20 protein-coding genes are annotated in these 25,384 nt (G+C 29.2%); 17 read left to right on the top strand and 3 right to left on the bottom strand.

What is annotated here, in order from left to right; genetic code table 11:
* Positions 1-7: 7 nt before the first annotated feature.
* The 3 genes from VOI54_RS13490 to VOI54_RS13480 all read left to right on the top strand — a co-directional run bounded on the left by VOI54_RS13490 (position 8) and on the right by VOI54_RS13480 (position 3,615).
* Positions 8-1,072: a glycosyltransferase gene (locus VOI54_RS13490; protein ID WP_326283363.1), complete on the top strand. Its 1,065-nt coding sequence runs from the start codon at positions 8-10 to the stop codon at positions 1,070-1,072.
* A gap of 57 nt (positions 1,073-1,129) precedes the next feature.
* A complete protein-coding gene (locus VOI54_RS13485) occupies positions 1,130-2,086 on the top strand; it encodes a glycosyltransferase family 2 protein (RefSeq protein WP_326283362.1) in 957 nt (318 codons plus the stop codon).
* Between the two features lie 80 nt (positions 2,087-2,166).
* Complete coding sequence (locus tag VOI54_RS13480; RefSeq protein WP_326283361.1) at positions 2,167-3,615, top strand: hypothetical protein; 1,449 nt, start codon at positions 2,167-2,169, stop codon at positions 3,613-3,615.
* A gap of 66 nt (positions 3,616-3,681) precedes the next feature.
* Here the strand turns inward: VOI54_RS13480 and VOI54_RS13475 are convergent, their stop codons facing one another.
* Positions 3,682-5,499, bottom strand: a complete 1,818-nt coding sequence (locus VOI54_RS13475; RefSeq protein WP_326283360.1) for a right-handed parallel beta-helix repeat-containing protein — start codon at positions 5,497-5,499, stop codon at positions 3,682-3,684.
* A 399-nt stretch (positions 5,500-5,898) separates the two neighbouring features.
* Positions 5,899-7,734 (bottom strand): NosD domain-containing protein, encoded by a 1,836-nt coding sequence (locus VOI54_RS13470; protein WP_326283359.1) that lies wholly within the window; start codon positions 7,732-7,734, stop codon positions 5,899-5,901.
* Positions 7,735-8,342: 608 nt separating this feature from the next.
* On the opposite strand from VOI54_RS13470, the gene VOI54_RS13465 reads away from it, so the two are divergent.
* From VOI54_RS13465 to VOI54_RS13405, 13 genes are all read left to right on the top strand, one after another.
* Complete coding sequence (locus tag VOI54_RS13465; protein ID WP_326283358.1) at positions 8,343-9,791, top strand: MBOAT family O-acyltransferase; 1,449 nt, start codon at positions 8,343-8,345, stop codon at positions 9,789-9,791.
* 4 nt (positions 9,792-9,795) lie between these two features.
* Positions 9,796-10,746: a hypothetical protein gene (locus VOI54_RS13460; protein ID WP_326283357.1), complete on the top strand. Its 951-nt coding sequence runs from the start codon at positions 9,796-9,798 to the stop codon at positions 10,744-10,746.
* Position 10,747: 1 nt separating this feature from the next.
* Entirely contained in the window at positions 10,748-11,755 is a 1,008-nt protein-coding gene (locus tag VOI54_RS13455; protein ID WP_326283356.1) for a GNAT family N-acetyltransferase, read from the top strand.
* Between the two features lie 98 nt (positions 11,756-11,853).
* Entirely contained in the window at positions 11,854-12,732 is an 879-nt protein-coding gene (locus tag VOI54_RS13450) for a GNAT family N-acetyltransferase (RefSeq protein ID WP_326283355.1), read from the top strand.
* The gene (locus VOI54_RS13445; RefSeq protein ID WP_326283354.1) at positions 12,726-13,916 is read left to right on the top strand and encodes a GNAT family N-acetyltransferase; all 1,191 of its coding nucleotides are present in this window, start codon (positions 12,726-12,728) and stop codon (positions 13,914-13,916) included. Before VOI54_RS13450 ends, VOI54_RS13445 begins: the two co-directional genes overlap by 7 nt.
* A 3-nt stretch (positions 13,917-13,919) precedes the next feature.
* Entirely contained in the window at positions 13,920-15,116 is a 1,197-nt protein-coding gene (locus tag VOI54_RS13440) for a GNAT family N-acetyltransferase (protein WP_326283353.1), read from the top strand.
* Positions 15,116-16,318, top strand: a complete 1,203-nt coding sequence (locus VOI54_RS13435) for a GNAT family N-acetyltransferase (RefSeq protein WP_326283352.1) — start codon at positions 15,116-15,118, stop codon at positions 16,316-16,318. Before VOI54_RS13440 ends, VOI54_RS13435 begins: the two co-directional genes overlap by 1 nt.
* A gap of 11 nt (positions 16,319-16,329) precedes the next feature.
* Positions 16,330-17,475 (top strand): GNAT family N-acetyltransferase, encoded by a 1,146-nt coding sequence (locus tag VOI54_RS13430; RefSeq protein WP_326283351.1) that lies wholly within the window; start codon positions 16,330-16,332, stop codon positions 17,473-17,475.
* A gap of 156 nt (positions 17,476-17,631) precedes the next feature.
* The gene (locus VOI54_RS13425) at positions 17,632-18,780 is read left to right on the top strand and encodes a glycosyltransferase family 4 protein (protein ID WP_326283350.1); all 1,149 of its coding nucleotides are present in this window, start codon (positions 17,632-17,634) and stop codon (positions 18,778-18,780) included.
* 39 nt (positions 18,781-18,819) lie between these two features.
* Entirely contained in the window at positions 18,820-20,064 is a 1,245-nt protein-coding gene (locus VOI54_RS13420; RefSeq protein ID WP_326283349.1) for a GNAT family N-acetyltransferase, read from the top strand.
* 390 nt (positions 20,065-20,454) lie between these two features.
* Positions 20,455-21,537 carry a hypothetical protein gene (locus VOI54_RS13415; RefSeq protein ID WP_326283348.1) on the top strand — a complete coding sequence of 361 codons (1,083 nt, stop codon included), beginning with the start codon at positions 20,455-20,457 and terminating at the stop codon, positions 21,535-21,537.
* Positions 21,538-21,547: 10 nt separating this feature from the next.
* Complete coding sequence (locus VOI54_RS13410; protein ID WP_326283347.1) at positions 21,548-23,062, top strand: AMP-binding protein; 1,515 nt, start codon at positions 21,548-21,550, stop codon at positions 23,060-23,062.
* Positions 23,063-23,066: 4 nt separating this feature from the next.
* Entirely contained in the window at positions 23,067-23,306 is a 240-nt protein-coding gene (locus VOI54_RS13405) for an acyl carrier protein (protein WP_326283346.1), read from the top strand.
* Between the two features lie 3 nt (positions 23,307-23,309).
* On the opposite strand, the gene VOI54_RS13400 is transcribed toward VOI54_RS13405, so the two are convergent.
* Entirely contained in the window at positions 23,310-23,999 is a 690-nt protein-coding gene (locus tag VOI54_RS13400) for a formyltransferase family protein (RefSeq protein WP_326283345.1), read from the bottom strand.
* 237 nt (positions 24,000-24,236) lie between these two features.
* Here VOI54_RS13400 and VOI54_RS13395 point away from each other — a divergent pair, with 237 nt between their 5' ends.
* Positions 24,237-25,304 (top strand): hypothetical protein, encoded by a 1,068-nt coding sequence (locus VOI54_RS13395; RefSeq protein ID WP_326283344.1) that lies wholly within the window; start codon positions 24,237-24,239, stop codon positions 25,302-25,304.
* Positions 25,305-25,384: the final 80 nt, after the last annotated feature.

Genomic DNA, 25,384 nt, shown 5'->3' with positions numbered 1-25,384 from the left:
TATATCTATGAAAAATATCACTTTCTTTATAAATACATTGTCCGCCGCAGGCGGAACTCAAAGAGTATTAACCACCTTAGTTAATCTTCTTATAGAAAAGTATAGCATTGCTATCATTGTATTAGATGATAAAAAGCCTTTTTTCAGCATAAAACCAGAGATTAAAATTAAACAAATAGTGGCTAATGGAGCTCTAAAATCTTTTAGGTTATTTGACTTAAATAAGCAGATATATAATGAGCTAAAGAACAATTCATGCGATTATTACATTAGTTTAGATTCTAATTCTGTTTTAATGCAGAGTCTTTTTATGCCAAGAAAGACCAAATTAATCGTTTGGGAACATTTTTCACTTTCAAAAAACTTCAATAACGTTTTGTACAGATTCTCCAGATATTATGCCTCCAAGAGAGCTCATAAGTTTGTTTTGTTATCGAAGCAAGAAGTAACAGATTGGAGTAATTTATATAATATTCCTTTAAAGAAGATATCCTTAACATATAATCCAATTACAATTAAGGAGGAATTGAATGATTTGGATGTTCACTTATACAATAATAAAAAGGTTTTAGCCATAGGAAATAATGTTCATGTAAAAGGATTTGATTATTTGGTTAAAGCTTGGAGTTTGCTAGATAAAAATGGTTGGACCTTGGAAATTGTTGGGTTATCAGAAAAGGAACAAATAAAGCTTAATAAAATTATAGATCAATACGATATTGAAAATGACATTATTGTTAAAGGTCGAATTTCTAACATCAAAGAAAAATATTTAAATTCTTCTATATATTGCTTATGTTCAAGAATGGAAGCTACACCTTTAGTTTTAATTGAAAGTCAGTATATTGGATTACCTGCCATAGTTTTTGATAATTGCGAGGGACCATTGGAATTAATAGATGATTCTGGTCTAGTTATTGAATATGAAAATATTAGCAATTATTCGGCTGCTTTGAAAAAGTTAATAGAATCCAAGTCTCTGTATGAAGAATTGTCTCTAAGAGCTAAGCAAAATTCGGTAAGATTCAACAGAAGTACTTTTTATGACAAATGGTGTGAAGTCTTAAGTTAAATATGATTCGATATGAATATGAATAAATAGATAAGTTAAATCTAAATAATTAAAACCATGAGCATAAAAAAACCTATTCTCGGTATTATCCTACCATGTTACAATGAACAGGAGATTCTCGAAACAACCTCAAAACAACTATCGATACTAATGCAAGATTTAAAGGATAGAGGTGTAATTTGTCTCTCTAGCTTTATTGTTTTGGTAAATGATGGAAGCAAAGATAAAACCTGGGATATAATAAGTAAGTTAAGCGAAATAAATAAACATATCATTGGTATTAAACTTTCAAGAAATTTTGGACACCAAAATGCCTTATTGGCAGGTTTAAAATATTCCTCTACTAAAAGTGATTGTTCGATTACCATAGATGCCGATTTACAGGATGATATTCATGTAATTGAGGATATGGTTAATGCTTTTAACCAAGGAAACCATATTGTATATGGAGTGCGCAAAGAAAGAAAAACAGATAAATTCTTTAAAAAACAGACAGCCCAATACTTTTACAAAGTAATGAAAATGTTAGGCGTTGAAATAATCTATAATCATGCTGATTATAGACTAGCTAGTAGTGAGGTTATAAAACATTTGTTTCGATTTGAGGAAGTGAATCTTTTTTTAAGAGGTATTTTCCCTTTAATAGGGTTTAAGCAAAAAAGTGTTTATTATAATAGATTAGAAAGAACTGCTGGAGAAACGAAATACCCTTTAAATAAAATGATAGCCTTTGCTCTTGAAGGCATAACGTCATTTAGTATTAAGCCTCTTAGAGTTGTCACTCAACTGGGATTACTGACTTTTATAATTAGCATAATTCTTGCGCTATATTCTTTATATTCTTATTTGTTTTTAGAAACTGTACCTGGTTGGACTTCGATTACACTCCCAATATATTTTATTAGTGGAGTTCAATTATTGTGCATGGGGATATTAGGTGAATACATTGGTAAATTATATAAAGAAACAAAAAAAAGACCTAGATACATAATTGAGGAAACTAGAGATAATTAAAATTACTAAAAGTGTTAAAAATGATAAAACGAATACAATTCAACATTGTTAGAAGCTTCGAAAATTTTAATACGTTGTTAATGTTATTATTAATATTGTCAATGTATTACCTTCATTTTACCCTCAACGATAATGAAGAAAATTATTTACAACTAGCAAAGGCATTTTATGAGCCTGATTGGATTGTGAATTCTTTTGTTCTTACAGAATCAGCGGGGACACGTTTACTATATCAATACATAATTGGTTTTTTTCTAAATCTGTTTTCATTTGAGCTAGTTGTTTTTATTTTCAGAGGGCTGTTCATTATCGCTTTTTCATTAGTCCTCCATAAAATTTATAAATCTTTGAAAATAAATAATATAATAGTTTTTGCGCACCTATTTTTGATTTACCTAGACAATCAATCTTACTTTGCTGGTTCAAGGATTTTCATTAGTGTAGAGGCAAAAACATTTGCATATTTATTCGTCTTCTTAGCTTTAAATTTCATTATTCAAAAAAAGTATAATTTAACAGTTTTGTTTCTTATTGTAGCAACATATTTCCATATACTAGTAGGTTTTTATGCTTTTGGCTACATGGCAATATCAATATTAATTATTGAAAAATGGGATTTTCGAAGTAATTATAAATTAATCTTAAAATTATTTGTTTATGTTTTAGCTATTCTGCCATTTGTTTTTGTATTATATAGCAATATAAATACAAATGTAACAGCGAATTTGAAGCCAAGTTCAGACTGGATTTATACCTACTTTAGGAATCCACACCATACGACGCTTATTAATGCCGAATTTAGTACTCAATTGAAGGGTATTCTTTATTCTGTTATGGCTATGTTATTTCTGATATATATGTATAGAAAAGAAAACAATGATAGTAAAATGAAAGTTTTATACCTAATTGGAATTGTTACATATGCAGGTACTCTTTTGTTAGTCCCTCTTATATTTATAGACAAAAATGGAACATTTTTAAAGTTTTATCTATTTCGGATTAATGCTTTTTCAACTTTTATTTTCACACTAACTCTTACAAACTGGCTTTATAAAATCACAAAAGAAGAATATAAGACTATAGTTTATGCAGGAGTAGCAATGCTTGGTTTAATACAATTAGCTACTGTTTCATTTCGTCAATATAAAAATATCACTTATTCTGACACTTCACTTAATGAGGTTTGTGAATTCATTAAGTCAAAAACCGATAAAGAATCAAATATTCTAGGTTTAGCAAATCCTGCCGCCGGTTTTGATAATGATTTGAAGTTATCACTAACACGAAAAATGGAACGCGACATGTTCGTTGTTTACAAATTTGTTCCAGCTGATTTAAACAAAATTCATGAATGGTATAAAAGAGTAAAAATACGTAACGACATAGCCAAAAATATCAATTTATTGACTGATGCTCTGGATGACTACAAAATAGATTATGTTTTAAGCAAGAGGTCATTTAAAACAGAGTTTTTAAAGCTAGAATTTAACAACAACTCTTATTTCCTTTACAAAGTTGAAAAGCGATAATTCAGCAATTTTTAGCATATTAATATCAAAATAAAACCTGAATAAGGTCCTGATACATAATTAGGATTAATTATTATTAATTAGTATTGGACTGGAATCTATAAGTTTGATATTCTCAAAAGTACTGTTCTTTATAGTGATATTTTGAGCAGTATTAAGAAAAACACCTCCTCCATTAAAATTTAAATTATCAACTATGATGTCTCCGACTTCAACATTGTTGACATCGGAAAAAAACAAATCCCGAGTTTGCACATCGATTTCTCCATTTCTAATTAGACAATTTTTCACAGAAGTTTCTCCTGAAAATGTATAAAAACCATATGACCTGCTCGCGTTACTCGTTATGTTGTTATTCTCAAATATAAGATTTTTTGAATCTAATAAGATAATACCTCTTTGACAATCAGTAATCGTATTGTTTCTGAATTTATGTCCTTGACCTCCTGCTACAATAGCGAATTGGTATCCAATAAACTTATTATCATATATTTCATAATCTGTAATACGATGATTTCCATTTGCCCAATATCGAGGTTCTAATGTAATACCAGAAGAACCAGACATAAATCCTTCTGGCCTTTCAAAAATATTATTGTAAATTTTACTATTGTAACTGTAAGCGGCACCAACGGCTCTTTGACTTCTAAAGGTATTTTCATAGACAAAAGCGGCTTCTCCATTATACAACCCGACATCTACTGCAAAATTATCTTCAAAAACATTATTCCTAATATGTACATTCTCCGTTTTTTCCCAATCGTAGACAGAATTGTTGTCCGGAGCATTTTGCTTATGTGATTCAATCTGAACTCCAACGCGTGGTGATGTACCATTTGCACTTATTCCTGAGCTGTGATCTCCACTTCCTGCATTTTTTATGATATTATATTCGATATATATATCGGTACCATCGGTGACACTTATATTGTTTCTACGGTTATCATTTATTAAACAATTCTTTATGATGACATTTTTTGGTTCTCTCCCGTTTGGTTTTATAGTACCATCATTGTATCTATGTTGGTCAGCATCTATGTTAATCCCATCACCTGTTCCGTTATACATTTCAACACCATCTATGATACAATTATGAACACCTTTTAACGACATGACATGCCCCCATTCATGAGAACTACTCATTGTATTATAATCATGGGAATAGCGATCACCCCATAACTTACCCCCAGAAATAACAACATTAACAGTTGATCTACTGCGTATTAATGCAAATCCGTTATCACTATTTGGTTGAACTCTTATATTACAATTATCTCCCATTTTAAAATGAAAATTTGACGGAATAATTATTGAAACTTCATCTATATCTCCATCACTCACATCAAAATAGGCATCCATTTCATTAATTTCGAACATAGTAATCCCTAATTCCTTAATTTTTAGAATCATCGTATTTAGAATCATCGTATTATTTTTAGCTACTTTGTCAGAAACCTTACCTTCAATAATTCCCCATCGTTTAGGATTAAAATTAAATATAGGGTCTTTTAGTTGGGGAGTACTTCCTGTAAGTATCAGTGTAGAATTTAATAAGTCGCCATCAATCACTCCTCTACCTGAGAAATTTAAAATTCCATTAACAATTTTTCCACCTTCATAAACTAATGAAACATCAGGAGGCAAATTAACTACTTCTCTTTGTAAGTCTAAAACACAATTAATAACCACTGTGGTATTAGGCTTTAAATTACTTAAAGTAAAATCACAAGGTTGAGTAAGATCAACAGAGGTTTCATCTTTATCTTCATTAAAATGCTGAGTTAAAGTTTCTTGTTCATTAATAAATAATTCTTCATTTCTACAAGATTGAAACAGATATAATAAGAGTGCTACCATAAGGCAGCAATTAATTGCTTTCTCCATTTTATACAATTTTTTATTTTTACTGTCTAAAATTTTAATCCAAATTTTATATACGATGAAAAGTATTTTTTATACGTTTAACGAATATTTTTTTGAAATGCAAAAGTAATATATCTGATTAACAGGCTAATACAATTGTTAATAACTGCCGAAAACTGTTAATAACTTTAAGGAAATTGTATAGAATGGTATATAAAATACTGTAAAGAAAAAATAGTTAAAAGTGCTATTGAAGCTTACAATAATTTTAGACAGTATTTTTCAATTATATTGCTAACAATTAATCGCATGCATAAAATAAAATAAACTAAAAAGAAAAAAGGTAGCAACCTAACTAAAATCACTACCTTAAACCTTAAATTTATTAATTTTGCTAAGATATCACAAAAATAATAAGCTTTAATTGTTATTGTTAACAAGTGTTGGGTTACAGTCTACAATCTTTAAATCGGTAAATGTACTGTTACTAATTGTTATATATTGTGCAGAATTTAAAAATACCCCTCCAGCATTAAAGTCTATGTTGTCAATTGTAATGCCTCCGGCGCTATCATTGTTAACATTGGCAAAAAACAGATCTCTTTTTTGCACGCTGATTTCTCCATTTTTGATCAAGCAGTTTTTAACTGAATTTTCTCCGGAAAAGGTGTAATAACCATATGAATCTTCAATGCTACTTGAAATTATATTATTATCAAACTCAAGGTCTTCAGAAGTTATTAATATGATTCCTCTTTGACAATTCGTCATTGTATTATTTTTAAATGTATGTCCTTGTCCTCCTGCGACAATAGCAAATTGATATCCCTTAAAATAATTGTCATATATCTGAAAATCAATAATTCTATGATTCCCATTTGCCCAATATTTTGGTTCTAAGGTTATCGCACTGGAGCCAGACATTAATCCTTCTGGTCTTTCAAAAGTATTATTATAAATTTTATTATTGAAACCGTATGAAGTACCCACACCTCTTTGGCTTCTAAATGTATTTTCATAAACATAGGTTTTTTCACCATTATATAGTGCTATATCAACTGCATAATTGTCTTCAAAAATATTATTTCTAATATGTATATCTTCCGTTTTCTCCCAGTCATAAACCGAATTATCATCTGGAGCATTATTTTTGAACGCCTCAACATCTATACCAGCTCTTGGGGATGTACCATTAGAACTTGTTCCAGGGCTATCATCTCCGCTGCCAGAGTTTGTAATGGTATTATATTCAATATAAATTTCTGTACCATCAGTTAGACTTATATTATTTCTGCGATTATCGTTTATTAAACAATTTTTAATAGTAAGATTTCTAGACTCTCTTCCATTTGGTTTTATGGATCCATCATTATATCTGTGCTGATCTCCCGCAATTTTAAGCCCATCACCAGCTCCTTCATGCATTTCTACACCATCAACTACACTATTCTGAACACCTTTTAACGACATTACATGCCCCCATTCATGAGTACCAGAAGTTGCGTTATAATCATGAGTATAACGATCACCCCATAACTTACCGCCAGAAATCATCACATTATCAGTTGACCTGCTTCGTATTAAAGCTGATCCATTATAACCATTTGGTTGCACTCTTAAGTTACAATTATCTCCCATTTTAAAATGAAAATTTGATGGGATAATAATTGAAACATCATCAATATCTTCACCGCTTACATTAAAATAAGCGTCTATATTATCAAGATTAACAGTTGAGCCTCCTAAATCTATTACTAAATTAATGATTTCATTAATAATATCTCTGTTTGCGGCGGCTATTTCATCAGAAACAACACCTTCAACAATCCCCCACCTCTTTGCATCAAAATGAAACGTTGGGTCTTTTAATTGCGGAATAGCCCCATTAATAGTTAATGTAGTGTTCAAAAGCTCTCCTGCTATCACACTTCCTTTTTCAAAATTAAGTGTACCATTAATAATGTCACCACCTTCATATACAATAGTAACATTTTCAGGTAAACTAACTGTACCTCCTCCTAAATCCAAGATACAATTTATAATAATTGTTGAATTTGGTTCCACATTATCTAATGTAAAGTCACATGGCAAAGTGGCATCAACTTCACCTCCTTCATTATTTTCATCTTCCGGGTCTGTAGGTACCTCGTCTACAACCTCTTCTACAGGTTCTACAAAAAGTTCTTCATTATTACAAGATATCATTGATATCATAAACAATAGGCTTAACATCATAGTCTTAAAAATCTTCTTCATAATACTTTAAAATTTGGGGTGCTATTAAAATAATTCTATCAATAGTAAAAATAAATCGTCAAAACATTTAATTTTTTCGATGAAAAGTCTATGTAAATAAATTATTATCGATAAAAAACATATTTAAACGACAAAATGTTATTTCACTATTTTATTAATTGAAAACATATACGATCAACTTTACAATTTAGATCACGTATTAATTTCAGAAATGCAAATGTAATATCCTTGTCTAAACTACCAACACAATGTTGATAACTTGTAATAATTTCATTTTAAGCAGATTAACAAGTGATTTCTGTATTATTAGTAACTTATTTTTCTTATAAAAAAAAACTTAATTATATAAAAAAATGTAAACAACATAATAAAACGGCGAATTTTGAACGAAAATTTTAATTACTTGGTAGAATAAAGATCATTTTAAATTTATATTATCTTAAGTTAGCTTTATGCTTTTCACTATTTATATTAATGCTTTGTAGAATAATTCATTTATCTTTTAAGTAATGGAATAGCTTATGTTTTAAAACATTTAAAGATTTTTTCATAAGACACCTACTGACCTTATTACAATAAAGTATTGCTTACGATATAAAACCCTATTTATGCTGTTCAATTCATTTGAATTTCTTCTTTTTTTCCCAATTATGGTTATTGGGTTTTATATTCTAAACTACAAATACCGATGGCTATGGCTCTTACTTGGAAGTTATTACTTCTATATGGCTCATGAACCTGAATTAATAATACTTTTAATAATATCCACCTTGGTTGACTATTATTGTGGTATCAGGATGTATGAAGCAAAAAGGAAATCTGCAAAAAAAGGATACTTAATTTTAAGCATAGTAACCAATGTGGGGCTTTTAATTGTATTCAAATATTTGTTTTTCTTCTCAACAAATATTCAATGGTTTTTTGACTTCTTTGGAGTTGAATTAATTAAAGAACAGGATGTTAATTCATATAATTTTAATAATATCCTATTACCTATTGGTATCAGTTTTTACACATTCCAGACCATGAGCTATTCTATAGAAATTTATAGAGGCTTAATTAAACCGGAACGGCATATTGGAAAGTTTGCACTATACGTGTCATTTTTCCCTCAATTGGTGGCGGGTCCTGTAGAAAGAGCCTCTAGACTCCTTCCCCAACTAAAATCCGACATTAAAATTGAAGTCAATAATCTAAAACAAGGCATTATTATGATGGCCTGGGGGTTTTTCTTGAAACTTGTAGTAGCAGATCGGCTGGGTATTTATGTTGACGAAGCCTTTAGAACCCCAGATTCACCACATAATTTATCCTTGATTTTAGGAAGCTTTTTCTTTTGCTTTCAAATCTATTATGATTTTTCGGCATATACATCTATTGCTATTGGCGCTGCTAAAACCATGGGGTATGAATTAATTCAAAACTTTAATCAGCCTATTTTTGCTACCTCTTTTACTGAGTTTTGGAAACGATGGCATATTTCCTTTACACAGTGGCTTAAAGATTTTATATACAAGCCATTGGTTAAAAACGGGAGAATCTCTAGGCTTTTTGCCGTATTTATTGTATTCTTTATTAATGGCTTATGGCATGGTGCTAATTGGACTTTTGTGGTATGGAGTTTATTGAACGCCTTTTTGTTAGTTCTTGAAATCTCAACAAAATCTGTTCGTTATTCAATTTTTAACATATTAAGACTTCCTAAACGGGTTAGAGAATTATTAGGATGGTGTACCGGCCTAAGTCTAATAACAATGACGCTTGTTTTTTTTAGATCTCCAAACCTGTCACATGCCACACTATACTTAAAAAATATGTTTACTTTTAAAAATAGCTTGCACATCAATATTTTGGATAATTATTTTGAACTGTTCTTGAGTTTTATTCTCATTTTAATAGTACAAACCATATACTATTATAAGGGCAATAGCCATGTTTATGAGCTGTTTACAGAGCGCCCTAAATTGGTTAAATACAGTATGTGTCTGGTCTATATATTAACCATAGTCTTATTTGCCATTAATAGACAAAATTCTTTTATCTATTTTCAGTTTTAAAACCATGCTAAAACGTTTTGTAATAAAATTATGTACCATAACAATACTTTTTATTTTGAGTTATCTGTTCTTTGTAGATAAGCTTGCAAAAGGCTTTGTAGATACTAATTATAATAAATTCACCCAAGAAGCCGGAAGTTTGGTTTTAGGATTATCTCGGGCAAATGAGGGAATCTCTCCATATGTTATTGAAGAAGAACTAAAAGACTATGACTTTTTTGGTAAACCACTGGTAAACTTTGCTCTAAATGAAGCGCACTTTGGAAAGGTGTATTATGATGCCATTAAAGAAAAGATTATTGGAAAGCCTGGTCTTTTTATTCTATCCGTTAGCCCCGGAAATTTTACTGCTCCTTTAGGGCTGGATGACGAAAAAATACTGAAATATGATGAAAGTTTAACCTTGGGTAAAATAGATGATTTTACCAGTTCTCCTAATTATAACTATATTATTAATACATATGGAGCACCATTATATAACAGTTTACATGATTTAGATCAATGGCAACATCGAATTTCTCATCAGAATGGCTGGAATGAAGTTAGGTTAAAAAACGGACGTAACATAATAACAGATAAGGATATAGAATATTGGAAATCATTGACTTTCAAATTCTATAATCTTAAGATTAAAACAGAGCAACTATCTACCTACAGATATAATTATTTTGTTAAAACTATTAAGTACCTAAAAACCAAAGGAGAAGTGATATTGACCAGGATGCCCTCAGACAAAGACTTTCTGAATTTTGAAAACACGTATTGGGGAAATTTTGATTTTGAGATAGATAGTATCGCAAACAGATACCATATCCCATATTTTAATTACTCAAAACAATTTAATTCTTATAAAACATACGATGGATCACATTTAGAATCGAAAAGCGCTAAAAGATTTACAAAGCAATTATCAAAAGATATTAAGGTATATTTAAAAGGAAGTCACTCTAAATAAAATGAAAGGAAATCCATTCTTATCAGAAACTTTTAAAACAATTTGGTTGAATCATTTCAATTGTAATAAGGCGTATTTTATTTTTGGCATAATTCCTAAACTGGAGTTTGTAAAAAATAAATACTTACCTGTTTTTTATAATATAGGCAAAACCAATACCAAAGGCATAAGCTATGATCTGTCAGAAGCTGTGGATGACAAGGATTGTAAAGGAAGAGTATTTATCATTTATGATGTTGCTAATCACACCAAAATGAATACAATATCCAATCAAGCTAATCTCAAGTCTCGTAAAATTGTACAGTATCCCGGATTCCGCTGTATGCTTAACAAATATAATTCCCTTGACGCATATATGTCTGACGCCCTTAGTAGAAAAAGCAGATATAAATTCAGATCATACAGAAAAAAAATAGAAAATGCTTTCGGGGCACGTTATAAAGTTTATTTTGGTGAAATTAGCAATGAAGATTACAAGTTTATTTTTTCTTATTTTAAAACCCTTCTAAAAAAGCGTTTTTTTAAAAAAAAGACTGTAAATAACAATCTAACTTTTAAAGAATGGGAGTTTTATAAGGAGGTTACCTTGCCGATGATCAGAAAGAAAGAAGCGGCTCTTTTTGTTATGTATGACAAAGGAAAGCCTATTGCTATTACTTTAACAAATTTCTCTGAAAACATTATGTATGATGTTATAAGGGTATTTGACATTGATTACGCTAGGTACAGGCCTGGAACCATCGGGATCATGAAACAGTTGGAATGGTGCATAGAACACAAATTAAGGGCTTTGGATTTTGCCAAGGGGTATTTTGAATATAAAAAAAGATGGGCAAATCAAATTTATTGGCTTGAGTACCATATTTATTATGATAAAAAATCCTTTCTTTCTTGTACTCTGGCCTTGATTTATAGTAAATTTTACGACCTCAAGCTTTTTTTAAGACGGCATGATTTAATAAATTTTGCTCACAAGCTGTCATTCATAAAAAATAAGAAGAAGATATAATACCCTGAAAAGTGTTCTAAAGATATTGGTGCATGTTTATAAATAAGTTTTTTAGGTCTAGTCAATTTGTGTTCAATTTATTTTTGGAGAGCAAAACTGTGCAATTATACACCTCAAATATTACCAATACTTTAACTGGCACTATTGTAAACAATATTAATCATTTTAAAGTTTTACCATTAAAGTACGTATATATTGTAAAAGACATTCCTTCTTATTTAAATATTCAGCTAAATATGAACACTTCATTGTTGCAAACAACAACAATTAACCAATACAAAGGGTATTTAATTAATTTAATTAATTATAATTCTACCGAAGATTATATTAAAGAAAAGCTCAGCAAAAGAAACCGTAAAAACCTGTTTTCAAAACAAAGGAAATTGGAGCAGAACCATAAAATAAGCAATAAAGTATATTTTGGAAGTATTGACAAACTGCTTTTTGATTCCATATTTGACACATTCTATAGTTTGCTGCAAAAGCGATTTCAAGAGAAGAGAATATATAACAGGCACCTAGCTGACTGGGAAGCTATAAAGTCCCTTTCTTATAAAAAGATCCTAGAACAAAAAGCTTCTTTGCATGTAATTTATGATGATCATAAGCCCATTACCATCACCCTTAATTTTCATCAGCCCAATAGTGTTTTAAGTCATATTCAGGCATACGACACAGATTACTCGGTTTACAATATGGGAGATATTAGTATGTTAAATCACTTAAAGTGGTGCTTTGCCAATAATATTCTCATTTTTGATTTAGCTATAGGGAAATCAGATTATAAAGATAAGTGGTGCAATTATGAGTATGACTTCTCTTATCAGATTCATTACAACAATAAATCACTGGTTTCAAAATTTATAGCTAAAACCATTTATTTTGAATTTAAAATATTAAAGTTTCTAAGAGAGAAGAATATTGTGGGGAATATGGTTAATTTCGACAAATTACTTTATAAAATCAAAAAATGCTAAAACATCTAAAGACAAAGAAACTGGATATGCTGAGCATTTTTTTGGAAAACAGAAATGCCTTACCGTTCTATAATACACTATTTAATACTATATCAGACAAAGCGATTTATAAAAATGAAGATAGACAATTAAACAATAGTAATTTAGAAGTGGCCTGTGTATATGATTTTCCAGATTATTTGCAAGGAGCCGTTAAAGACCCCAAGTGGAAGGTAAATACGATTAATAGCTTTAAAGGCTCTATGATCCTTTTAAAAAACTACAGCGGAGTTGAGGATTATTTGAAATGCAATTTTAGCTCTAAAAGAAGATCAAAATTTAGAACCTATCAAAAAAGATTGGAATCAGTCTTTAATATAACATATAAAACCTATTATGGGCATATTGAACTTGAAGAATACAAATCACTTTTTAAGGTCTTTCGCTCTCTAATTGAAAGCCGCTTTGCTGAAAAGGGGGTTAAAAATTATGATCTGACACGCTGGGATGTTTACTACAAAATAGCCTACCCTTTAATACAAAAAAAAGAAGCAGCCTTATTTGTGATTTACCATAATAATCAGCCTATAAGTGTTTGTCTTAACCTAATAAGAGGCCAGGTTATTTATGGTTATATAAGAGCCTACGATATAGATTACTCAAAATTTCACCTGGGATTTATTGATTTTATCAAACAATTACACTGGTGTTATAAAAACAATATATATGTTTTTGATCTATTAAAAGGAAACTATCCCTATAAAGCACAGTTAGCAGATGGATCCTATTATTTTCAAAAACATGTTATATATAATACAGGTAATTTTATGTCCATAGTTTGTGGACAACTAATGAGTTTAAGAATAAAAGTATTCTATAAATTAGTCAATGTCCTAAAAAAATATCATGTTGATAAATTATATCATGCCTTTTTAAATTACAGATATCGAGATAATTCTAAACCCTCCCCAATAAATCATACATTGACTATAGCTAATATTCATAATTTTGAATCTATAGGTGTTAAGGTGAGGTTAAACGATGAACAATATGCTTTCCTGAAAAGACCTATTTATAATCTTTTATATAAACACTCAAAACCAATAGACAAGGTTGAAATATTCAAATCAACAACTGAAATAGACACTTTCTATATAAAAGGCATTGAGCATATACAAAAAATAAGTTTTCAATTTCATAAATAGTATATGGGAACAGCACATAACATAACATTTTTAAAAGCACTTTTAACAGATAGAGCCTTCCCTCCCATTTACAAAACTATTACCTATAATAATATTGAGTTATATAAAAACACAACATCAGAGTATGGAGATTGTTCTGTCAAACTATTAACCATAAAGGACATACCTGATTATTTTAAATTAAGTATCTCTCCCTCAAACAACATTAAAACCGTCAAGTTAAACACTGTGAAAAATTTAAATGGGCATATGATCAATCTAGAATCATTTAAAAATTTCACAGAATACTTAACTAGAAAAGTGAGTACGAAACGGAGATCAAATCTTAATCGATATAAAAACAGGTTAGAGACCTGCTTTAATATTAAATATGTTTCTTATTATGGGGAAATGGATAAAAGTGAATATGACCGCCTATTTTCTTTTTTAAGGAAATTTTTAGAACGGAGATTTCACGAAAAAAAAGAAAAGAACTACGAATTACAATATTTACCGGAATTTCATACTTTGTGTTACAACATGATCATGCATAAAAAAGCAAATCTATTTGTAATATATAACAATGACACCCCCATAAGTATACGCATAAATATGTTTACAAACCATCTGGCCTATTATATAATAAGCGGTTATGACATTGATTACAGTAAGTTTCATATAGGTGCGATTGATATGTATAAGAATATTGAGTGGTGTTTCAATAACAGCTTTAAAATATATGATCTTTTAAAGGGCTATGATTATTATAAAAAAAAATGGACTACAGACACGTATCTTAACTACTTACATATAGTTTATGATTCCAGTTCAATTTATAACCATTTTAAAGCAGTCACTTTGATATTAAAAGAAAGTGCAAAATATCGTTTTCTAGAAAAGATAGTGCCCAAAAACTTTCAGAATACTTATAAAAAGTTAAAAAAGTTTATTTACAGGTATACAAATACAATTGAACCAATTACAGAAGCTAAGGTTGCTATAAAAAACAATGTACCTATAGAAAACAGAGGTACTGAAATAAACTTTCAAAAAGACAACAACTATCAATTTCTAAAAAGACATGTATACAATTTTCTTTTTTTAAACAAGGAAAACCTTGATAGTATAAGTGTATATAGTATTGTAAGTCAACCCAGTCATTTTGTAATACAGGGAAAGCTCAATAATCAGCTATTAATTATAGATACCACACCAGGATAATGTTTGGAATAAGACATATAAAACTAAGTTTTTTTATAGATTTCTTATTTAAAGAGAAGTCATTTCCTGGCTTTTACAATAAAGTTTTCAGTAAAATTTCAGATGGTGTTTTACTCAATAATGAAACTGTGTTCAAAAAAAACACTTCCAAAAAGGTATATTCTATTTCTGATATACCGGATTATTTCTCATTAGAAACCTCTGAAGAACTTAGCAAATTGAGAACCCTTAGAGCCCCCCTCTATAATGGGTTCTACATAGATTTAGGAAAGTATTGTGATTTAAATGATTATATGAACAATAAGTTAGGGAGAGCAAGAAAATCGCAACTTAAGCGGTACCGAAAACGGCTTGATCTATGCCTGACCCCCATTTATAAAGTCTATTTTGGAGGTATCCAGAAAAACGAATATGATTATATATTCGATAGCCTTAAAAATATTACAATTAGAAGATTCGAGCAAAAAGAAGAAACAAACTTCGAATTATCATACCTGGATAAATACCACGAAATGATGTTTCCGTTAATTCATCAAAAGAAGGCCTGTATTTTTGTTATTTATGATAAGCAAAAACCAGTAAACATAAGCTTAAACTTTATTGAAGGTCAGCTATTATTGCATTGGAACAGCTGTTTTGATATAGACTATTACATGTTTAATCTGGGACATATTAATATGGTCAACCATCTTCAATGGTGCTTTGACCATGGTATTAAAATTTTTGATATGGGAAGAGGCGACTTTTTGCATAAAAGAAAATATATTACAGATAGTTATATCTATCAGGAACATATTACTTACCATTCAAAAAGCACTGTAATTACATTATTTGCACACTATAGAGTTCTTGTTCTTAAATTAAGGTTTACACTTATTAAGATTCTAAAAAAAATAAATGCTCAGGTATTATACAGCAGATATGCTAAAGTCAAATATCAAATCAGAAATTACAAAAACACCAAAAAAACGCAAAAGGATATTGTGGTTGAAACCGTTATAAGCAATCTACCCGATTCAATACATTTAAAAGCTGTAGATATAGATGAAATTGCCCCAGCTTTAATACAACCTTTAAATGACTTCCTTTATAACCATAAAGAACCTGTGAACAATATAAAAGTCTATCAAGATAATTCATATGACAAAACCTTATATCTTGTTGGTAAAAGGAAAATGATAAAATTAGACTTAAGTATATAGTTTTCATAAATATGGCATTACACAAAAATATAACGGTATTTCCTAAACTTTTTCTGGAAGAAAGAGTAAAAAAACTATATAGCTCATTTGAATATTTTAATGAAGAAATAATTAATGAAGGCTTAAACACAGCGTATGAAGACTTCTATTCGTTTAAATTGATTCCGGAATACTTCAAATTAAACCAAAGAAACTCAGAGTATAAAACAAAAAAAATTCCGCAACATAATTGGGGGTATGCCATCCTTTTAAATAAAGCCCGGTCTGTGGATCATTATTTACAATTACAATTCAACAGTAAGAAAAGAAGTATCGTAAAACGCTATATAAACCGTCTTGAATCCTGCTTTGACATACATTATAAACTGTATTATGGTGATCTATCCAAAGCAGACTACCACTCTATTATGGAGTCACTTAAAAATATGATTGCTGTTCGATTTAAAGAGCTAAATGACACACATAAAAATTTAAGAGAGTGGGATTTCTTACTAAGTAGTACTTATGATAAAATTATAAATAAAACAGCATCATTATTTGTTATTTATAATAGAGAAGAACCTATTGAGATTTCTTTAAACTATCATTACCATAAAATTCTTTTCAGTTATGTATCATCCTACAATATAGATTATTCAAAGTTTGGTTTGGGTCATGTTGAAATTTTTAAGCAAATAGAATGGTGCTTGAAAAATGATTACATACTATTTGAGATGGGAGTTGGCGGAACAGATTACAAGCGCAGATGGAGTAATCATATCTATAGATATTACCACTATATTGTGTATTCCAACAAAGCTATACTGAGTGGTACTTACAACACACTAAAATATTCTTTAAAGGAGTATCTAAAATCCAAAACACCTGAAAAAATTAGCCAAAAACTAAGCAATATCAAAAAAAGACATAGAAAGATACCAGAGGTGTTAATTACACATAAAGAGACAACAAATACAGATACAAACTTAAATTCTAAAATGTCTAATGCCAAGGTAATTGATTTTAATGATAAACCCAACAGGTTTCTAAGAAAGCATGTATTCAATTTTTTATATGCTACCGTATACCATAATAAGACCATAAAAGTCTATAAAATTAGTGATAAAGAATATGTGATTAAAGGTAAAGAGAAATATCAAAGCATCGTGTTGTATTAATAAGAATCACATTTTAATAATGATTCATAACGTTTAATTTAAAAATGACAGTTCACCGCAAAACTGAGTATTAGAAAGAGTAAATAAATTCCCAATGAATTACTTTTATATATTTGTCGTCGATCATTTTTATTGAGTTTTTACCATTACATTATTATGAAAAAGAAAATAATTAGAGTAACCACCCTTTCAGTATCAATGCGTGGTTTGTTACGTGGTCAATTACGTTTTATGTCTAATTATTACGATATTTTAGGTGTGGGATCGAGAGGGGAAAATAATGAAATTGAAAATTTATCAAAAGATGAAGGTATTTCAGTTTTTCCCATAGAAATGACTAGGAAAATTACTCCAATAAAAGATATCATTGCTGTATGGAAATTATATAAATTGTTCAAAAAAGAAAAACCGTTTATTGTGCATTCTCATACGCCTAAAGCAGGCACTTTATCTATGTTGGCTGCTAAATTAGCTAAAGTTCCTAATCGGCTACATACCATTGCCGGCTTACCCCTGGTCGAAGCCAAAGGTTTTAAACGGATGGTATTGAATCTAGTTGAAAAAATAACATATTGGTGTGCTACAAAAATTTACCCTAATTCTTATAGCTTAGCTGATTTCATCTTGGAAAGCAAATTTACTTCTCAAAGAAAGATAAAGGTTATAGCTAATGGAAGTTCAAACGGCATTGATATCAGCTATTTTGATCCTGCTCTTTTTGAGGACAAATACAAGATAGAAATACTCAAAAAAGAGCTAAATATTACAAACACAGACTTTGTTTTTGTTTTCGCAGGCCGATTAGTAAAAGATAAAGGTATTAATGAATTGGTCAGTGCATTCAAAAAAATAAATGACAAATTTCCAAATACTAAATTACTAATGCTTGGGTTTTATGAAAATGAATTAGACCCTTTACTTCCTAAAACAGTCGAAGAGATTAATACGAATTCAAATATTATACATACAGGTTGGGTTAACGATATACGTCCTTATCTTAAAATTTCAAATGCTTTAGTATTCCCTAGTTACCGTGAGGGGTTCCCAAATATAGTTATGCAGGCTGGAGCCATGGGATTACCTGCTATTGTAACTGATATAAATGGATGTAATGAAATCATAATTGAAGGAGAAAACGGAACTATTATACCTGTTAAAAATGATATAGTTCTATATAAAAAAATGGTTGAGTTTTTAACAAATAAGTCAAAATATAGTAATGACAAGTGTAGATGTCTCATTACTTCCAGGTATCAGCAATCTCATGTATGGAATTGTTTATTGGAAGAATATAACAAATTATAATAAAATTTAACTTTTAGGCTCTATATAACATTTAAAAATATGATAAACAGTCCTTTTTCTAATCCAAAATTTATTGAAACTTGGTCAGCCCATTTTAATAATTCTAAACTTCCTATAAAATTCCGTTTTATAAACAATGTTAGTTTTATAAAAAGCAAATATTTACCACTTTATGTTAATGTTGGAAAAAATTTAACAAATGGCATTTTTTACAAACTAGAAAATGATGAAACTGATTATAAAAAGAAGGTTTTTTTTCTGTATGATATTCCTGAGTATTTTAAAATACAAAAACAACCTAGCTCTTTTCTGAAAATAAAGAGCATTAAACAATATAATGGCTATTTATTAAACATCAAGGAATACCTAGATACCGAAGATTATTTTAAAAAAAAATTTAGTTCAAAGAGCAGATGGAAAATTAAAAGAGCTAAGAAAAGGTTGGAATCTTGTCTAAATATCAAATATGATGTTTTATATGGACCGGATACTTCTAAACAACAATATGATATGGTCTTTGATTATTTTAATAAGCTTTTAAAAAAAAGAGAAGCCGAAAAAAAAGTAAATAATCATAATTTATCTACTAAAAAATGGAATTACTTATATGACCTTGTTTATCCTCTAATATTGGAAAAAAAAGCAGCATTATTTGTTATTTACAATGATAATATCCCCATCTCTATTTATTTAAATTACATTTCAGATAACGTCTTATTTTCAGCCTTCCCTGTTTTTGATAATGATTACTCTAAATTTAATGTAGGGTATGTAGATAACTTAAAACATGTAGAATGGTGCTTTGAAAATAATAAAGATATTTTCGATTTTTCAAAAGGGGATTACAAATATAAAAAGAGACTTGCAAACAAAGAATATAAATTTGAGTATCACGTCCTTTACGATTCAAAATCTCTTAGATCTGTAATATTAGCTAAATTAATCATTCTTTATTTTTATATAAAACAGTATTTCAGAGAAAAAGAATACAATATTCTCTTTCATAAATTTTTGTTCTTTTTTAAACAAAAAAACCTTAAAACAAATGATGGTTTTGAAACTCCTTATATAAAAAGTATGGGAAATGAATACGATTTAACTAAAATTGAGTTTTATGATGAGCAATATTCATTTTTAAAAAGAAATGTTCTTGATTTTTTGTTTAAACATTCCGAATCACTTGATTCCATAAATATCTATAAAATAAATAATGAAAAACAATCATATTTAATCGAAGGGAAAAAACATATTCAAAAAATTATCCAGAGAAATAAGCAATTATAACATTTTGTAAATCACTCAAATATCAATAAAACTGATTTACTTTAAGGTACGTACGGTTGAATAAATAAAGAATTAATTATGAGACCTCTTTTAATTTTATTGCAAAGCTTAAGGTACATTGGTAATTGGTCTGTTAAAGGCTCTTCGTTTATTATTACCAACGTAGTGGAATATAAAGGGGTTCTCAAGGGCAACTCATTCAGGAGAAGGAAAAGGTATATGTTTTAAAGTTAAATACAACCCATGAATTTAATGAAGAAGGTGAAATTATAGAACAGTTTAGAGGCTTTTTAGTTTTCGATGCCCGATTAAGATAAGCTATGTTGATGAGATTCCCTTATTATCCTCTGGAAAAAGAAAAAGCTACCGTAAATAAATCATTAAGAGTAAATGAAAGACCTTCAAATAGTATCATTAACCCGCAGCAAGCTTAAAAATGCCCTAGAGCAAGATTTGTATTGGCAAAACGGAACTGAATTTGTCCCGTTTAGTAAAAGCAAGGCTCTATGGTTGTTAAAAAATAATCGCATTGCAGATGATGATATTTGCGCCATTTTGGGTATGGAAAACAATGCTCTGGTTTCTTTTATTTATTTAATTCCAGATTTGATAGAAACAGAAAAGGGGCCATTAAAAATTTATTGGAGCAGTCGGTGGTGGGTTGCTGAAAAATATAAAGAGAGTATCCTCTCAGTATATACAAAAAGAGTCTCTTTAGAAGAAACAAAAAATCAGGTAATTATAAAACACCTAGGAACAGATACACTTGATTATTATAAAAAACAGCCTTATACAGCGTTTTCCAAAAGAAACAGGTATATATTTGTATTTAATTTAGACCATCACTTATTTATTAATAAATTCCCTTTCTTTAAAGTTGCCTCCCCTTTAATAAAAGGCGTTTCAAACTTTTCTCATTATTTAATTGCTCTTCTAAACAAAATTAAGTTTCAAACAGCAAGCCTTAGTTATGATTATGTATCCAGTATAAATGAAACTACATGGCTCTTTATTGAAAAGCACGTGGCAAATGATCTGGTTCTTAAGTCTAAAGACTATATTAATTGGCAAATAGATAACAGTCAATACACTTTAAAAACAAATAACATAAAGCATAAGTGTCTGATAAGCAGTATTTCTAATGCAATATACAATACTAGTTTTTTTATAAAACTAGATGGAGAAACAGTAGGTTTTATTTCTGTACTGATTAGAGAAAATGAGTTTGTTACCAGATATTTTTTATGTGATAATGAATATTATAAATACTGCTTAGATGCTCTTATGGAGCATTTTACAACAAGCAAATGCACATTTCTTTTAACCGAAGACGAAGTGTTAGGAAGTCACATTGACAAAACGTTTTTCAGTATTTATAAAAATAAACGGAAACTGGTTTCTTTGGCTCATCATGATATAGACATTGACTTTAGCAATAAGAAAGTATATCAACAAGACGGACATTTTGCTTAAAAACAGAGTTATGAATTTTTTAAACACACTTCAGGAGTCATTTAGTATCAATGCAACAAAAAATGCATTATGCATTAATGATACCTTTTTTACTTACAAAGACCTGTCAAACTGCGTTTTAAAAATTAGGAAAATAATTCAAACTCATATAAACTCCTATGAAAAGCTTATCGGTTTGGTTGCAAACAATGATTTAGAAACCTATGCCACTATTTTTGCACTTTGGCTAGAAGGTAAAGCGTACGTTCCTATTAACCCCTTAGCCCCTAAAGAAAGAAATTCTGAAATTTTTAAGCTCACAGAAAGTACCTGTGTTTTTGATTCTACAATGAATTCTTTGTATTCTGGTGATTTTAAAGTATTTAGCACCCCCTCGCATTATAAAACATCTAAAGACCATATTTTAAGCCATACACCCTATGTAAAATATAATATGGCTTATATTTTATTTACCAGTGGAAGCACAGGCAAACCAAAAGGTATTCCAATAAGTTTTGAGAACCTGAATGCATTGCTATCAACATTTGACAATGATTCTGAATATACACTGAATAGTACAGACAAGTGCCTGCAAATGTATGATCTTACTTTTGACGCTTCTCTTACCGCATTCATGCCGACGTTTTTAGCAGGGGCTTGTAGCTATACGGTACCGTCCGATAGCATAAAGTATTTTTACATTTTTAAGCTAATGCAAAAGTATGATCTTACAGTACTTAAAATGGTACCTTCAATAATATATTATCTAAGGCCATATTTTTCAGAAATAAACAGGCCAAATGTACGGTATTGCATATTTGGGGGAGGAAAATTATTTAAGGATGTTGTAGATGAATGGGCCACCTGTGTTCCCAATAGTAAGATTTATAATCATTACGGCCCTACAGAATGTACAGTTTGTAGTTCTTATTATAGCTATAGTCCTAGCCACAGGGATAAATCTCATAACGGAATTTTATCTATAGGAAAGCCTTTAGCAGGTATTGATTATATCATTATTAACAATGATAAACAAATACTAAAAAACAAAGAAGAAGGAGAGTTATGCCTTTCCGGTAAACAATTGACAAAAGGCTATTGGAAAAATGAAAAACTCAATAGCACGCTATTTTTTAATGTACAGTTAGATAATGGTGAAGTTAAACGTTTTTATAAAACCGGAGACATCTGCTTTATGGACAACGATGGATATTTAATGTACGTTGAAAGAAAAGATTTTCAAGTTAAAGTAAGGGGCTATAGAGTAGAACTAGGAGAAATTGAATATCACATAAAATCTATGATTACTAAAAACAACTTAGTAGTCATAGATATTAATAATACTAGTGGGAATAATGAGATAGCCTTAGTTATTGAAGGAAATAAACTTGACGCCTCTACTACTTCGACTCTCTTTAATTATTTACAGACTAAACTGCCAAATTATATGGTACCTACACAAACTCATTTTTTAGATCAACTCCCATATAATAATAATGGAAAACTAGATAGAAACCAGCTAAGAAAATTAATTACAAAAAATTAGATATATGACTAAAGAAGCTATTCTTGAAAAAGCAAAAGAATCATTCATTAAAATACTCGGACACAACAACTTTCAACTAAATAATGAAACTACAGCTAATGATGTAGACGGTTGGGAATCTGTAACACATATGATGATTATAACAGATATTGAACAGATATTTAATATTAAATTTAAGTTAATGGATTTAATGAATATGAATAATGTAGGCGACTTGATAGAATCTATTCATAAAGCACTATGAAACTTATAATATTTCATACTTCTTTACTTTTATTATGCCATCAATTGTTTTAATTAAAAACTTTTCGTCATACGATAAAACAATTTCACCTGGCTTAGATTTTTTATAGCTTTTGAGTAAAGGTTTATGGATAATACTTTCAGCCTCAAATATTATATATTTTGTGTCATTTATTATGGCTATGCACCCTTGACTTTTTATTCCAAAACTTTTAATTTTTAATAATAAAGTATTTGTGTTATCCTTAAAGCTTAAATGTTGCATTTCATAGTTTCTATTAAAATAAGTCGATTCTATGCACTGCTTAACCCCAATATGTTTAAAATTTGCCTTTTTTAATTTTCTCCATCCTTTTTTAAATACAGAACCTTCTAATTTCATTGCTAAATGATACAACAACCCCAAATCAACATCGTTAGTTAGTTTTACCTTCTTTTGATGAATAATATCTCCGGTATCTATACCTTTATCAATATAATGCATTGTAGCTCCATAAAAACTATACTTAAGATAAAACACACCATTCATTGGAGTTTTGCCTTGTAAATGAGGTAAATAAGTAGGGTGGATATTTATTAATATTTGGTGGGTTTTAAATTTTTTAACAGGGAAAATAATGGGGCATCCGTTAGAGATTAAAATATCAAAACTTATTGTCAGTAATTCATCTAAGCACTTTTCTTTATTTTCCATCGAAAAAGTGTTATAAACTATTTTTCGCTCATTCAAATAATTAACTAAAAAACTATTTTCAAGCGCGTAAATAGTAATATTATCACTTATAGTATCTTTTAATAACTCATCAATGACATGAATTCTGGAGCCTAAAAATACAATCTTCTTATTATTTATCATTTGTTAAACAAAAATTTAAATATTAATACTTGCAAAGCTATTCAATTATATTGATTTTTGAATAAACTAAGTGTCATGCATAATAAATTGTTAAAGAAGAAAGGGTATGGTTCCTTTTTTTCTCATATAAGTTATAATTCAAATATTTTTAGAAATTCTAAGAATAGTTTTAATCCCATTAATGGAAAAATATTTTATTCGGGAAGACATGCAATTAAATACATTATAGAAACCATTAAATCAAACAACACAATAAATACGATTTGGGTTCCGGAATATTATTGTCAACATGTCACATCTTGGTTAAAAGAAAATTATAAAAATATAAAAACCTATCAAGTAAACCCCTTAGATAAATTACACATAGTAAAAGCTGATAGTTTTGTTACTGAAGAGGGCAAGGTTATTGTTTTAGTTAATAATTTTTGGGGTATTTCGCACTGTTCTTTAGAGACTAGTAAAAAGAACATTTTTATTATTGAAGATCATTCTCATGGCTGGCTCAGTAAGCCTTGCATAGAAAGTAATGCAGATTTTTGTTTTGCATCATTAAGAAAATCTGTACCAGTGCCTCTTGCCGGAATTGCCTGGAAACCAAATGGTGAAAAATTAGCAGACATAAAGCTTGAAGAAGCTATTTCTTTTAATGAAATTTGGGATAATATTCTCCTGGGAATGGAAAAAAAATTAGAGTTTGAAGAAAATGTTTCAATTGACGAAAATGGAAAAAACGCTTTTTTAGAGCTGGTGTATAATGCTGAAAATATGATGCACTATAATTATGATTTAGTTAAAATAAACACAAATCATGAAGCGCTAATAAAATTATATTTAAAGAATAATTACCTCCATTTTAAAGAAATCAACTATAAAACTATAATAAATTTACTAGAGGATACTGATGATTTTGCATTAGTTGGTTCTGATTCAATCCCTTTTGGATTAACATTACATTTTAAAAATATAGATAAATTAAATCATTTTAAAAGTTATTTAATTTCAAAGGATGTATATCCTTCTTTATTATGGCCCGGAAATAAATCAAATTATGGTTATTTTATCAATATTCACATAGATTATAGATACATAAGCGAAGACATTCAGTATATATCCAGTATAATCAATAGCTATATAAATTTATAATAAAACAGGTTTTATTTCAACTTCAATTTTTCAAAAAACGAATTATCGATAAAATAGTGTTATCAACGTATTTTCTTTAT

The organism is Alterotamlana spongicola, from assembly GCF_035818475.1.
In the GTDB taxonomy this organism is placed as follows: domain Bacteria; phylum Bacteroidota; class Bacteroidia; order Flavobacteriales; family Flavobacteriaceae; genus Cognatitamlana.
The sequence above is the reverse complement of the archived record's forward strand: the minus strand, read 5'-3'. Positions and strand labels throughout refer to the sequence as shown.

Excerpts from the sequence above, each read along its gene's own strand:
- VOI54_RS13405 (WP_326283346.1), top strand. The coding sequence starts at position 23,067 with ATGACTAAAGAAGCTATTCTTGAAAAAGCAAAAGAATCATTCATTAAA.
- VOI54_RS13445 (WP_326283354.1), top strand. The coding sequence starts at position 12,726 with ATGCTAAAACATCTAAAGACAAAGAAACTGGATATGCTGAGCATTTTT.
- VOI54_RS13430 (WP_326283351.1), top strand. The coding sequence starts at position 16,330 with ATGGCATTACACAAAAATATAACGGTATTTCCTAAACTTTTTCTGGAA.
- VOI54_RS13435 (WP_326283352.1), top strand. The coding sequence starts at position 15,116 with ATGTTTGGAATAAGACATATAAAACTAAGTTTTTTTATAGATTTCTTA.
- VOI54_RS13475 (WP_326283360.1), bottom strand. The coding sequence starts at position 5,499 with ATGGAGAAAGCAATTAATTGCTGCCTTATGGTAGCACTCTTATTATAT.
- VOI54_RS13485 (WP_326283362.1), top strand. The coding sequence starts at position 1,130 with ATGAGCATAAAAAAACCTATTCTCGGTATTATCCTACCATGTTACAAT.
- VOI54_RS13415 (WP_326283348.1), top strand. The coding sequence starts at position 20,455 with ATGAAAGACCTTCAAATAGTATCATTAACCCGCAGCAAGCTTAAAAAT.
- VOI54_RS13460 (WP_326283357.1), top strand. The coding sequence starts at position 9,796 with ATGCTAAAACGTTTTGTAATAAAATTATGTACCATAACAATACTTTTT.
- VOI54_RS13490 (WP_326283363.1), top strand. The coding sequence starts at position 8 with ATGAAAAATATCACTTTCTTTATAAATACATTGTCCGCCGCAGGCGGA.
- VOI54_RS13480 (WP_326283361.1), top strand. The coding sequence starts at position 2,167 with ATGTTATTATTAATATTGTCAATGTATTACCTTCATTTTACCCTCAAC.
- VOI54_RS13400 (WP_326283345.1), bottom strand. The coding sequence starts at position 23,999 with ATGGAAAATAAAGAAAAGTGCTTAGATGAATTACTGACAATAAGTTTT.
- VOI54_RS13420 (WP_326283349.1), top strand. The coding sequence starts at position 18,820 with ATGATAAACAGTCCTTTTTCTAATCCAAAATTTATTGAAACTTGGTCA.
- VOI54_RS13425 (WP_326283350.1), top strand. The coding sequence starts at position 17,632 with ATGAAAAAGAAAATAATTAGAGTAACCACCCTTTCAGTATCAATGCGT.
- VOI54_RS13440 (WP_326283353.1), top strand. The coding sequence starts at position 13,920 with ATGGGAACAGCACATAACATAACATTTTTAAAAGCACTTTTAACAGAT.
- VOI54_RS13455 (WP_326283356.1), top strand. The coding sequence starts at position 10,748 with ATGAAAGGAAATCCATTCTTATCAGAAACTTTTAAAACAATTTGGTTG.
- VOI54_RS13465 (WP_326283358.1), top strand. The coding sequence starts at position 8,343 with ATGCTGTTCAATTCATTTGAATTTCTTCTTTTTTTCCCAATTATGGTT.
- VOI54_RS13470 (WP_326283359.1), bottom strand. The coding sequence starts at position 7,734 with ATGAAGAAGATTTTTAAGACTATGATGTTAAGCCTATTGTTTATGATA.
- VOI54_RS13410 (WP_326283347.1), top strand. The coding sequence starts at position 21,548 with ATGAATTTTTTAAACACACTTCAGGAGTCATTTAGTATCAATGCAACA.
- VOI54_RS13395 (WP_326283344.1), top strand. The coding sequence starts at position 24,237 with ATGCATAATAAATTGTTAAAGAAGAAAGGGTATGGTTCCTTTTTTTCT.